Below are 12,454 nucleotides of genomic sequence, written 5' to 3' on the forward strand. Positions count from 1 at the left end.
TTTGCTTAACTAAATCGTAGCCCAAATTTTGCGACATAGCTCAAATTTAGGTCTCTAATTTCAGTTCAACCTAACGCAATGCATCTAGGTGTGAAAATCCTATGACCTAATTGGAACTAAAAGTAAGCTTTGAGCACAAAATCATTATGTTAAATCAAGGGGATATCAACCTTTGACCGACGAACGCCTGAAGAAGTGCACGAATGACTCATCTACTTCCGATTTGGCACGACGAAAACACGGGATTTGTTTGATTATTAGGTTATTAGTAAATATATATTCATCCACTTGAGCATTTTTTCGTTAGTTATGCAATAGTAGGGCATTAATTGAACGACAGGAGGTTGGTTTATGGATGCAGGTTTAGTTGGGATTTTTGTTACCGTGGCGATTGCTCACTTTTTGGCGCTATTGAGCCCCGGACCAGATTTTGTGATTGTGGTAAAGAGTGCTGTTAAAAATAAGGGTAGAAAAGCACTCGGCGTTGCATTCGGTATTGCCAGTGCCAATGCAGTCTATATTGGTTTGTGTCTTATTGGGGTCGGTTCTATTTTGGCAGCTTCGGTTTCAGTGATGATCGCTTTAAAAATTATTGGCGGTTTGTTTCTGGTGTACCTTGCAGTTCAAGCGATAAGAGCGAAAAAATGTAATTACAGTAATATCGATGTTGTCGAAGAAGGTGTCTCCATTCAAACCACTTTTCTTAAAGAATTTGTTACGGGTTTTCTATCTGGAATCCTTAATCCCAAAAACCTATTGTTCTATTTGAGCTTATTCACGGTTGTGTTGAACAATGACATTGGCTTCATGTTTAAGCTAGGCCTAGGTATTTGGATGACGGTGGTTGTCTTTATTTGGGATGCGGCGATCATCTTCCTGTTATCGACGCCTAAAGTGCGTCAAGAGTTTACACGTGTTGCTTACTATATTGATAAAGTGACAGGAGTTATGTTGGGTCTGCTTGGCTTGACCATTGTGAAATCTGCTCTGGTACGTCAGTAGATTCTATAAAGTTACCATTGCTGAGTAACCTCACGTTTGTGGCACGATACAATGCCTATGTGCCGCGAATGTGTGCTTGTTTCCTACCAGGGCTGATACGTTTTATCTCTTATCTGCCCGATGTTAAACCCTCAGCTTAATCCACCAATTCTTTTCATAACTGCTTGTTTATCATTCCTTAGTTCTTAAATAAGTATTAATAATGTTGCTGTTGAACACTTGTAGCACGGGGTGTTTGTGCTTATTGTAGGCTGCAATGTCTATTCGATATCAGCGCTAGGAGCCATTGTGAATTTAGAGATATATCAAGTGGATTCGTTCACAACTCAAGCTTTTAAAGGAAACCCTGCAGGGGTTTGTATTTCACAAGAACCTTTAGAAGAGTCGTTGATGTATTCGATTGCTGAAGAGATGGCAGTATCAGAAACGGCATTCTTAGCCCTCAATACGATGACGTTGAAATGGTTCACACCAGAAGTTGAAGTCAAATTATGCGGTCACGGTACGTTGGCAACAGCGCATGTGATGAAGGAAAGAGGGTTAGTCAATGTGGGTGAGGTTGTGACGTTTGATACGCTTTCAGGGGAGCTATCTGCCACAGTTTGTGACTCCACAATCGAGCTTGACTTCCCAAGTACTGTGCTTGATCTTGGATTGGATACTAATAAAGATTTGCTTGAATATTTAGGGCTGTGTGAAGCCCAAGTCGTGTCATACAGTGAGTTCGATACCAAGCAGTTTATTGAGGTTGTCAGCGAACAAGTTTTATTAGATTTATCACCAAACTTTGATGCTCTAAAGCGTATTAAAGGTCGAGGCGTTGTTGTGACAGCATTGTCGTCGAACTCTGAGCTTGATTTTGTTTCGCGCTATTTTGCGCCGTGGGTGGGTGTTAACGAAGATCCCGTTACGGGTTCAGCGCATTGCGCTCTCACACAATACTGGTCCGAGAAACTAAACAAAGCGCATTTCAATGCTTACCAAGCGTCGCGCCGCGGTGGGTATGTATCGACAGAGCTATTACCGAATGGTCGTATAAAACTGATGGGGTCTGCAACCACCGTAATCAGTGGTACTTTAAAAGTCTAAACTTCAATATCATTCATAAAACAGTAATGTCGTTATTTAGAACGGAAACGTCATAATTTAAATCTGCTAGGTCACTACTTAAGGAATAATCGTGTCAGCTTTTTATCTTTCTCAGGTATTAGTCGCAATTGCTATTTGTTTCGATCTTCTGTCTTTTCAATTTAAAGAGAGGAAGAAAATCGTCACATGCTTGTTTTTTGCAGGCGTTCTTATTTCTAGCCACTTTATTCTTCTTGAACAATGGACAGCGGCGAGCCTAATGACGATCGCCACTATTCGATATTTGACGAGCGTGTTTTCTACGTCACCCAAATTTAAATATTTGTTCAGTTCCATGTCAGTAGTCGCAACGGTTGTGACTTACTCGGGGCTCACTAGCATATTGAGTTGCTTTGCTTCCGTATTTCAAACCTTTGCAGCCTTCAATAAAGATGACCGTCGATTAAGAGAGTTGATGATCATCGGAACTAGCTTTTGGTTGGTTCACAATTACTTAGTTGGTTCTCCAACTGCTGTACTGATGGAAGCGCTATTTATCTGCAGTAACTTGGTTGGCTATTATCGTTTCTATTTCAGAAAAAGTGCTGTGGCTTAGGGCTTATAGCTTATAGCTTATAGCTTATAGCTCAGGAGCTCAGGAAGCTAGGCTTTAGATAAAACGATAAAGCAATGCACCATATTCATCTAACAAGGATTAGGAGAGAGCGATGTCAAATATCTACTCGAATGTGCCTTCGTCAATACCCGACGAAATCTTCAACGACATCATTACTACTGAGAATGTGCGGATTGAAAGAATAATATCTCATGGGCACAGTTCTCCAGAACAAGGTTGGTATGACCAAGATGAAAACGAATGGGTTATGGTGGTAGAGGGGCAAGGTGTTATTGAGTTCGAAGACGGACGTGTCGTTACCTTGTCTAAAGGGGATTACATCAATATTGCCGCGAGAGAGAAGCACAAGGTTATTGGTACGGATAGAGACGTTGTGACTATTTGGCTAGCTGTGTTTTATCGTTAGTATTGCTATCAAGTAGTGAATAGGCAATCAGCAATACATGAAAGGACTGTGTCGTGGTTAGAATTCGAAATTACCAAGTTAGTGATGCCAAAGCATTATGGGAGATCTATTTCCATACCGTCCGAAATATTAATGTTCGTGACTATTCTCAAGAACAAGTTGAGGCTTGGGCTCCAAGTGACTTTGACTCCGAGGTGTGGGAAAAGTGTCTGCATCGTATCCAACCTTTTGTAGCGGAGTTGGATGGCCACATTGTTGGCTATACTGACTTGCAACCGAATGGGTTGATAGATCACTTCTTTTGTCATCATGAATATCGAGGTAAAGGTGTAGGGCGAGCTTTGATGGAGCATGTATTCGAGATTGGTCGATTTCGTGGTGTATCGAGATACTTCTCTGAGGTGAGTATTACCGCTAGGCCTTTCTATGAGCACCTTGGCTTTAAGTTAGTGAATGAACAGGAAGTCGAAATACGTGGCGTTAAGCTGACTAATTACGTGATGGAGAAAACCACTAAGTAGCCATTAACGTTATGTCTAGTGTAGGTAAAATTGGATATGCTCAACGCTTAGCCCAGTAGGTTAAAAAGGGTGTGAACTGTCACACCCTCAAAGAGTTTGGTTTGCCTGAGACTTTCTTTCTATTTGATTATTTCGGGAGCAAGACCGTATCAATTACGTGGATTACACCATTGCTTGCTTCCACATCAGCCGCAATCACTTTCGCATTGTTAATCATAACCGTGCCATCGCTTACGCTTATCATCACGTTTTGACCTTGAATTGTTGTCGCTTTGTCTATTTTCATAACGTCTGCCGCCATCACTTTCCCTGCGACTACATGATAAGTTAGCACGGCGACTAATTTGTCTTTGTTTTCCGGTTTCAAAAGCATATCGACAGTACCATCTGGCAACTTGGCAAATGCTTCATCGGTTGGAGCGAAAACGGTAAAAGGTCCTTCTCCTTTCAAAGTATCTACAAGTCCACCCGCTTTAACAGCAGCAACAAGTGTATTGAAAGAGCCATTTCCTACTGCGACATCGACGATATCTTTTTTCATCTCATGATGATTGGCGTTAGCGAATGCACTAAAAAAAAGTGCAGCGACAAGAAGAGATAGAGACTTACTAATTTTATTAATCATGTTGGAATCCTTTGAGTTTGTCCGTTATTTTCGTCAGGTATTACGAAAGGCTCAAAGCGATGGATCAATTTATACCAATCACAGTAAGTAAGTGATCAAAAATAGCGCAGGAAAAAAGCTTGAGAACAAGGCTGCTCTTTTCAATAAATAGTTTCGATAAGTAGTTATTCTACAATCAAAAAACCTAACGACGTTATCGAGATTTTTAACAAGCTAGGGTGAACAGTTATTTACTACGATTGGTATTATTATACCTTTGAGCTATTTGATTCGAGAGCGAACTTTACTCTATGAACAGGCGAGTGAGGGACTTCAATGGTGCATTTTTAGTATTTGAGTTTGTTATTTATGGGCTGTGGCGACTGTTTTATGGGCTATGACGATTATTCAATTATTTCTGTCACTTACGGTTGTAGCTACTCGTTGCTATCCGTAATATGAAAATTAGCTTAAGGATAGTAATAGACAGTAAGGAATCACTTTGGAAATACAAATTAGACATCTTGAAACCACAGACAACCAAGACATTTTTGATATTTATCGTCATTCATCAGTATCAGAAAATACCTCACAAAAACCTTTCCTTAGCTCTGATCAAGTGGAGCGATTGTTTGGTCATTCAGACCATTTCACTTTAGTCGCAGAAGTGTCAGGTAAAGTCGTTGGGCACATTACCTTATTCATGACGACTAAGGTGAGAGACCGACATAGTGCTGGCTTAGGGATTGCGATTCACCCTGATGCACACGGCAAAGGGGTTGGGAAGGCATTAATGAAAGAAGCGATTAATCAGGCTGATAATTGGCTTAATCTGGTCCGTCTGGAGCTAGAGGTTCATGCCGATAACAACGCTGCCATTGCTTTGTATGAACGAGTAGGTTTTCAGTTAGAAGGCACTAAAAGGCTGAGTACATTCAAAGGCGGGAAATACATTGATATGTTGTTGATGTCGAGGATTAGACCTGATTATCGTTGATTGTTAGACCTATAACGTCCTATTTAGATGAAATCAAAGAAGCTGGCAGTGTGCCAGCTTCTTTGGTTTGAACGAGATATTTTATAGATTTGTTCGTAATCGAATCTACTTGTTCACGTAATCTTTGAATTTCTGCTTCGTTTCAGCATCGGCTTTTTCGTACCAAAAATACAACATTTCTTCAGCTGTGTTAGCCGCATTTCCATCAATTTTTGCTGGAAGTGTTACAGGTTGAACAACCGCCGCTGTTGTACCTATAGCTAGCGCAGCAATACCGCCTTTCTGGTTGTATTCTTTTGCTTCTTGAGGGTATTTACGTCCAATTTGCATACCGTCTTTAACTAGCTTGTCTTGCTTAACGCTGATTTCATTCTGGTTCTCGTCAACAAGGCTCCACTCTAAGTTTTTAAACCCAGATTTTGCTTCTGCTGTGTTGCGGTATTTTGGCAGATCGAAAGTCAGTGTGGTATCAGTCGCATCGAATGTTGCGATAACAGCGTCGCTGTCTACGAATTCACGATCGTTACCTTTATCAAATGCAAGTTGATATTGGAATACGATTTGGTTTTGGCCATCTGGTAACGTCAGTGTTTTATGAGAAGAGAATAAGCCGCCGTCTAAGTCAGGCTTAGCTTCGTTAACCGCTAGAATATCAACACTGGATGGAACTTGGATTTCAACGTCAGCTAATACTGAAGGTGCAGCAACGATAGCTGAGAGTAGGGCAATGCTTTGGATTGTCTTCATAATCATACAGTTGTTAGGGTGAGTTAAAATACAATCGCACGCATATCTCTGTATTTCAAGTGATGTCCGTGGGATTTGAAAAAATTTGCGTAATCTTAACGTAACGGTCATAAACGAGGCGAGCTACAAGGCTATGCGAGTAAATGTATGCGGATAACCTTGTTCGTCACTCGTTTGTTAAAGGCTTATGTAGGACAGTTTTCATTGTTGATATACTGAAAAGCCGTGATAGCACTTGAGCTATCACGGCTTTGTTTCGCTTTCCTAGGGTTGGTTAAGCTTTAGCTAATTATTTAGCTTGCGCTGCTGCCGCTTCTAGTTGCTTAAGTTTACCTTGAAGCATGTACGCATTCTGGTTGAAGTTACCAGGGTTCAACACTTGGCTTTGCTGCATTGGGTAGTCAGGTAGTGTGTTCATGAACTCTTGTACTTTGCCGCCTACTGGTACGAATAGCCACATATTGTCTGCCATCCAGCGTAGGTACATGCCTGATTCGTGTGGTGCTTTTTCGAATGGGTCAGCACGTAGGTGAACGACTTGAGGCCAGTTTGGTTGGAAACGCACGGCATCAACAATGTTACCGTCCATAACAGCGAATGAAATCTTGAAGTCATTCCAACGTACCGCATTTAGTTCAGCGTTAGCAGAGAAGTAAAGCATGCTGTCACGAGGGCCTTTCTCTTCTTTACCTTGGAAGTAAGGTAGGAAGTTGTAACCATCTAGGTGTACACGCCAGTTTTTACCGTTGTAAGTAGCACCTTTATCAGAAGCAAGCTTCTCAACAACTTTATCATCACCAGCGGCTGCTAGTAGAGTCGGGATCCAGTCTTGGTGACCCATGATGTCGTTGATCTTAGTTCCCGGCTTGATAGTACCAGGCCAGCGAACTAGCTGAGGAACACGCATACCGCCTTCGTAAGTTGTACCTTTCTCACCGTGGAAGTAAGTAGCACCGCCATCAGGCCAAGAAACTGTCTCTGCACCGTTATCGGTAGAGTAGATTACGATAGTGTTGTCTGCGATCTTAAGCTCATCAAGTTTGTCTAGGAGGATACCCACTTGGTCATCATGCTCTAGCATGCCGTCTGCGTAGATGCTGATACCCGATGCGCCTTGGTATTTTTCTTGTAGACGAGTCCACACGTGCATACGTGTTGTGTTATGCCAGATGAAGAATGGTTTGTCAGCTTTCACTGCTTTTTCCATAAATGCTAGAGATTCTTCTAGGAACTCTTCATCCGCATGCTCCATACGCTTACGCGTCATAGGGCCTGTATCTTCAATCTTACCGTCAGAAGTCGATTTGATTACACCACGAGGGCCAAAGTTCTTACGGAACTCAGGATCTTTAGGGTAGTAGTATGTCTCTGGCTCTTCTTCCGCGTTTAGGTGGTACAGGTTACCGAAGAACTGGTCAAAACCGTGGTTTGTTGGAAGGTGTTTGTCTTGGTCACCCATGTGGTTCTTACCGAACTGAGCTGTCATGTAGCCTTGTTCTTTAAGAAGATCTGCGATCGTTGGAGCCCAATCAGGGATACCGTGGTCCGAACCTGGCATGCCGATAGTCAATAGACCAGTACGGAAAGGTTCTTGACCTGTTAGGAATGCAGCACGGCCAGCAGTACACGATTGTTGACCGTAATGGTCAGTAAATAGTGCGCCTTCGTTAGCAATACGGTCGATGTTAGGTGTTTCATAACCCATCATGCCGTTGTTGTATGCACTGATGTTGAATACACCAATGTCATCACCCCAGATAGCAAGAATGTTTGGTTTTTCTGCTGCTGTTGCCGCTGAAGAAGCTGCTAATAAGCCAACACCTAATGCTAGTTTATTAATTTTAGTACCCATAAGGACTCCGATTCACTTTTAAGATTAATGCGTTAGAACAACACATCGATGAGCAAATGTTATTCTCAATATTCCGTTCCGTCCTTTTATAGTGCTTATAACCAATCGTTATGATGTCTAGTTAACTTATTGATTCATATCAGTTCCAGTGTGTTGCCAGAACAGCCCCTTAGTTTGTATGTGTGATCCTTATCATGTTTGTTGCCGTAAACCATATCGATGACTTCTGTATCCATATCTTGATGAAAATAACAAAAAGATTAATAGCTTAGGTAATCTCGCGTATGCGCAAAAAATGAACTATACGTTGTAGGGCAGGATGCAAATAACTTACGAAGAGGTTTCTATGACAGCGAAGTATGGCGCTAAACGTCGATTAGCGATTTTGGGTACAGCAATGATGGCCGCGTCTAGCGCCACTTTTGCAGCAGAAAAGCCAAATATATTGGTCATTTGGGGGGACGACATTGGTCAATCCAATGTGAGTGCGTACACATTTGGCTTAATGGGTTACCGCACTCCAAATATTGATAGCATCGCCAAAGAAGGCATGATGTTTACCGATTATTATGCGGAGCAGTCTTGTACCGCAGGTCGCTCAACGTTCATCACGGGTCAAAGTGTTCTTAGAACGGGTTTAAGTAAAGTAGGCCTTCCAGGAGCAGACATTGGTTTGCAAGCGGAGGATGCAACGATTGCAGAAATGCTTAAACCTATGGGATACATGACAGGCCAATTTGGTAAAAACCACCTTGGCGATAAAGATGAATTCCTTCCAACAGCGCACGGGTTTGACGAATTTTTTGGCAACCTTTACCACCTGAATGCTGAAGAAGAACCGGAGAATGAAGATTACCCAACTGACCCAGAGTTTCGTAAGAAATTTGGCCCTCGTGGTGTCATCAAGTCATTCGCAGATGGCAAGATTGAAGATACAGGCCCACTAACGCGTAAGCGTATGGAAACGGTCGATGAAGAAACACTAGACGCGGCACTTGATTTCATGGATCGCGCAGTGAAAGCGGACAAACCATTCTTCGTTTGGTGGAACGCAACAAGAATGCACTTTAGAACGCACGTGCAGCCAGATAGCAAAGGTGTAACCGGCATCAGTAATTACGCTGATGGTATGGTTGAGCACGATCGACACGTTGGACAACTATTGAAGCAAGTGGATGAGTTGGGCATCAAAGACAACACCATCGTTTTCTACTCAACGGATAACGGTCCACACATGAACTCTTGGCCTGATGCCGGTACAACGCCGTTCCGTGGTGAGAAAAACACCAACTGGGAAGGCGCATACCGTGTACCAGCAATGGTTCGTTGGCCAGGAAAGATTGAACCGGGCAGTGTTTCAAATGAAATCATGCACCACATGGACTGGATGCCAACCTTCGTTGCAGCTGCTGGTGATGATCAGATCAAAGAGAAACTACTGAAAGGTCATACTGCGGGTGATAAAACGTTTAAAGTTCATCTAGATGGCTACAACTTCCTTCCTTACCTAACCGGTGAAGAAGAGAAAGGTCGTCGTTCGGAGATCTTCTACTTTACCGATGACGGTGACCTTGCGGCACTTCGTTACAACCAATGGAAAGCGGTGTTCATGGAGCAGCGTGCGACGGGTACCATGCAAATTTGGGCAGAACCATTTGTAACGTTACGTCTTCCTAAGCTGTTTAACCTCCGAATGGACCCATACGAAAACGCAGATATCACATCGAATACTTACTATGACTGGTTGTTAGACCATGCCTATATGTTCGTTCCTGCGCAAGCGTATGTTGGCAAGTTCTTAGAAACCTTTGCTGAATATCCACCACGTCAAAAAGCAGCAAGCTTTAGCTTGGATCAGGTTATGGAAAAACTTCAAGAGAACCATAACAAGTAAATAGTTGCTTAGCTAAACTGGTAACACGAAAGAGCTCTTCGGAGCTCTTTTTTTATGAGCATATCGATGAGTAAATACCAGTCGTGAATATGAGTCACAACTATCGAGCTCACTGCCACTAAATAATTGTAAATTCATTGTTTTTACGTCTACCTTATTAAGCATAAGGATGTATAAAAACAAGGAATGTTATGTCTGCATGGTTGTGCTCACTAGTGAACGGATTGAAACACCAGCGAGTTGCAGTATTATCCGCAATGTTGTCTTTACCTATGTTGTCGACACTCAGTGTCAATGTGTATGCGAATGAACAAGCACCGACGACTGAAGCTTCGCTTATCGGTTCAGAAATTTCAGATGCCAACTCTTCCAAGGCTACGTATATCGGTTCTGAAGCCTGTGTAGACTGTCACAGCGAAGAAGTGGAAGCGTGGCAAGGCTCTCATCATGATATGGCGATGAAACACGCGACTGATGAGTCCGTTTTGGGCGACTTCAACGATCAAACCGTGACTCATAAAGGAAAGCCCAACCGTTTTTTTCGCAAGGGTGATGAGTTTTGGGTCAACATCGAAGGGCCGGACGGTCAATTCAACGATTACAAAATCAGCTATACCTTTGCCTTCGAGCCTCTACAACAGTACATGGTTGAGTTTGAAGACGGTCGAGTACAGTTGATTCCTTTCGCTTGGGACTCTCGCACTGAGGGCGAAGGCGGTCAACGCTGGTTTAACCTCTACCCGGATACCACTAACACTGATGAATTCTACTGGACCAATAGCGGTCAAAACTGGAACTTCATGTGTGCTGATTGCCATTCAACGAACCTAGAAAAGAACTACGACAGCGCGAGTAATACTTACAACACTACTTGGTCTGAGATTAATGTCGGTTGTGAAGCCTGTCATGGGCCTGAAAGCGAGCACGTTGAGCAGGCCCAGTTAGCAAAAGCTCAATTAACCAAAGAGCAGTCAGCAAAAGCTAACGGTGGAAAGGATGCTCAAATCTCGGCGCATTATGGCTTTGATCGCGACTTGTCGAAGTCGGTGAAAGAATGGGTCTACCAAGAGGGCAACTCAACCCTGCAACCAAAAGACATCATCCATACCAACCAAGTTCAAACCTGTGCTCAATGCCACAGCAGACGTACTCAGTTAAATGAAACTGGAGATCACGTTAACGGGTCTTTCTTTGATAAGTATCGTCTAAGTTTGATTACTCCTGAGCTTTACCATAACGATGGTCAAATCTACGATGAAGATTACGTTTACGGATCTTTCCTTCAATCAGTGATGGCTGAAAAAGGCGTCACATGTACTAACTGCCACGATCCCCATACCGCTGAACTAAAAATTGCGGAAGAAGCCGTGTGTAGCCAATGTCACATTGCATCAGAATACACGCCTGAAAAGCACACCTTCCACGAGGCGAATACCGAAGCTTCACAATGTACCACTTGCCATATGCCAGAAACGACTTACATGGAAGTCGATCCTAGGCGTGACCACAGCTGGCATATCCCGCGTCCTGATATTAGCCAACACATTAAAACGCCGAACGTGTGTACTAGCTGTCATGAAGATCAAACCGACCAGTGGGCTGATAAACAAATCGGTAAATGGTTCCCAGATTCTAAGTATCGCAACCAACAACATTTTGCTGTCGCCTTTTACGCGGATTCAATAGGGCACAGAGGAGCAGAAGATGCACTGGCGTATTCGGCTCAAGATTCCAGCTTAAGCAACATCATTCGAGCATCAAGCTTAGAACGCTTGGGTGGCAACACGGGTAAGAACACGCTTATTTCATTGGCAAGAGCAGTGAAACACGATGATGAGATGATCCGTTTAGGCGTCGTGCAAGGTTCCTCAGGTTTTCCATTTACTGATCGTTGGCAGATTCTAGAGCCACTATTGAAAGATCCTGTATTGTCGATTCGCTCAGAAACCGCAGGTGCGTTGGTGCGTAACTGGGGAGAAATGAATCCTCTGCAGAAAGATCAAATCAAACCTGCATTGCAAGAATACATTGAGATACAGCAATTTAATGCCGACAGAGGGTTTGGTCGTACGAACCTAGGTAACGTTTACCGAGATTTAGGTCAACACGACAAAGCGATTGAGTTTTATCTAGGCGCTATCGACATTGAGCCTTACTTCGAGAACAGCTATGCCAACTTGGCTGATTTGTATCGAGCGCAAGGTAACGAAGCAAAAGCGTTGTCGACATTGAAGCAAGGTATTAAAGCTCAGCCGAAATCGAGTGTATTGCCATACAGCGCAGGATTATCTCTGCTTCGTGTGAAAGATTACGACCAAGCAACCGACTACCTTAAACAAGCCGCTGAAACTGCGCAAACTGACCCACAATATTGGTATGTGTACGGATTGGCTTTGGAGAAGTCTGATGTGCTTGCGGCAAGTAAATCATTGCACAAGGCTTACCAATTTAGCCGTAACCCACAGCACCTGTATGCCCAGTGTGAAGTGTTGGCGCGAAACAGCCATATACCGGGCGTACCAAAGGCGTTTGAGCAATGTATTTCATCACTGAGCAAAGTGGCACCGCCGGAGGCCATTAACCAATTGAAAGCTAAGTTTGAATAAAGCGATGAGGTGAGTTTGGCTATTGTGCTTGCTGCTTATTCCGCTTGTAACCAATTATCGCGCTTATGAGCAATTATCACGTTTATAATTTATCGCGCTGATGAACAATTATCACGTGTA

Annotated in this window: 11 protein-coding genes; 8 read left to right on the plus strand and 3 right to left on the minus strand. The window is 43.1% G+C overall.

All coding sequences use genetic code 11. The features are described 5' to 3' along the window. Positions 1-351: 351 nt before the first annotated feature. From AB6D07_RS04965 to AB6D07_RS04985, 5 genes are all read left to right on the plus strand, one after another. Positions 352-1,002: a LysE family translocator gene (locus AB6D07_RS04965; RefSeq protein WP_017102592.1), complete on the plus strand. Its 651-nt coding sequence runs from the start codon at positions 352-354 to the stop codon at positions 1,000-1,002. Positions 1,003-1,290: 288 nt separating this feature from the next. Further along, positions 1,291-2,091, plus strand: coding sequence for a PhzF family phenazine biosynthesis protein (locus tag AB6D07_RS04970; RefSeq protein ID WP_029222846.1), 801 nt, complete (start codon positions 1,291-1,293; stop codon positions 2,089-2,091). Between the two features lie 91 nt (positions 2,092-2,182). After that, positions 2,183-2,686: a YgjV family protein gene (locus tag AB6D07_RS04975; RefSeq protein WP_017099360.1), complete on the plus strand. Its 504-nt coding sequence runs from the start codon at positions 2,183-2,185 to the stop codon at positions 2,684-2,686. Between the two features lie 112 nt (positions 2,687-2,798). Further along, a complete protein-coding gene (locus tag AB6D07_RS04980) occupies positions 2,799-3,113 on the plus strand; it encodes a cupin domain-containing protein (protein ID WP_017102594.1) in 315 nt (104 codons plus the stop codon). 53 nt (positions 3,114-3,166) lie between these two features. Next, positions 3,167-3,634 carry a GNAT family N-acetyltransferase gene (locus AB6D07_RS04985; RefSeq protein ID WP_017102595.1) on the plus strand — a complete coding sequence of 156 codons (468 nt, stop codon included), beginning with the start codon at positions 3,167-3,169 and terminating at the stop codon, positions 3,632-3,634. 127 nt (positions 3,635-3,761) lie between these two features. Here AB6D07_RS04985 and AB6D07_RS04990 read toward each other — a convergent pair whose 3' ends face one another. Beyond that, a complete protein-coding gene (locus tag AB6D07_RS04990) occupies positions 3,762-4,259 on the minus strand; it encodes a fasciclin domain-containing protein (protein ID WP_017102596.1) in 498 nt (165 codons plus the stop codon). Positions 4,260-4,740: 481 nt separating this feature from the next. Between AB6D07_RS04990 and AB6D07_RS04995 the strand changes: the two genes are divergently transcribed. After that, positions 4,741-5,235, plus strand: a complete 495-nt coding sequence (locus AB6D07_RS04995) for a GNAT family N-acetyltransferase (protein ID WP_009844954.1) — start codon at positions 4,741-4,743, stop codon at positions 5,233-5,235. 105 nt (positions 5,236-5,340) lie between these two features. On the opposite strand, the gene AB6D07_RS05000 is transcribed toward AB6D07_RS04995, so the two are convergent. Both AB6D07_RS05000 and AB6D07_RS05005 read right to left on the minus strand, forming a co-directional pair. Beyond that, positions 5,341-5,982, minus strand: coding sequence for a DUF2057 family protein (locus tag AB6D07_RS05000; RefSeq protein WP_020477210.1), 642 nt, complete (start codon positions 5,980-5,982; stop codon positions 5,341-5,343). A 289-nt stretch (positions 5,983-6,271) separates the two neighbouring features. Next, positions 6,272-7,834 carry an arylsulfatase gene (locus AB6D07_RS05005; RefSeq protein ID WP_004730480.1) on the minus strand — a complete coding sequence of 521 codons (1,563 nt, stop codon included), beginning with the start codon at positions 7,832-7,834 and terminating at the stop codon, positions 6,272-6,274. Positions 7,835-8,180: 346 nt separating this feature from the next. Between AB6D07_RS05005 and AB6D07_RS05010 the strand changes: the two genes are divergently transcribed. Both AB6D07_RS05010 and AB6D07_RS05015 read left to right on the plus strand, forming a co-directional pair. Then, entirely contained in the window at positions 8,181-9,728 is a 1,548-nt protein-coding gene (locus AB6D07_RS05010; RefSeq protein WP_029222847.1) for an arylsulfatase, read from the plus strand. 191 nt (positions 9,729-9,919) lie between these two features. Continuing rightward, a complete protein-coding gene (locus AB6D07_RS05015; RefSeq protein WP_017102598.1) occupies positions 9,920-12,334 on the plus strand; it encodes a tetratricopeptide repeat protein in 2,415 nt (804 codons plus the stop codon). Positions 12,335-12,454: the final 120 nt, after the last annotated feature.

The organism is Vibrio sp. 10N.239.312.C11, assembly GCF_041466065.1.
GTDB lineage: Bacteria > Pseudomonadota > Gammaproteobacteria > Enterobacterales > Vibrionaceae > Vibrio > Vibrio tasmaniensis_A.

What these genes read in the sequence shown, in the direction of transcription:
- AB6D07_RS04965 (WP_017102592.1), top strand. Translation starts at nt 352, where the DNA reads ATGGATGCAGGTTTAGTTGGGATTTTTGTTACCGTGGCGATTGCTCAC.
- AB6D07_RS04980 (WP_017102594.1), top strand. Translation starts at nt 2,799, where the DNA reads ATGTCAAATATCTACTCGAATGTGCCTTCGTCAATACCCGACGAAATC.
- AB6D07_RS04990 (WP_017102596.1), bottom strand. Translation starts at nt 4,259, where the DNA reads ATGATTAATAAAATTAGTAAGTCTCTATCTCTTCTTGTCGCTGCACTT.
- AB6D07_RS05000 (WP_020477210.1), bottom strand. Translation starts at nt 5,982, where the DNA reads ATGAAGACAATCCAAAGCATTGCCCTACTCTCAGCTATCGTTGCTGCA.
- AB6D07_RS05005 (WP_004730480.1), bottom strand. Translation starts at nt 7,834, where the DNA reads ATGGGTACTAAAATTAATAAACTAGCATTAGGTGTTGGCTTATTAGCA.
- AB6D07_RS05010 (WP_029222847.1), top strand. Translation starts at nt 8,181, where the DNA reads ATGACAGCGAAGTATGGCGCTAAACGTCGATTAGCGATTTTGGGTACA.
- AB6D07_RS05015 (WP_017102598.1), top strand. Translation starts at nt 9,920, where the DNA reads ATGTCTGCATGGTTGTGCTCACTAGTGAACGGATTGAAACACCAGCGA.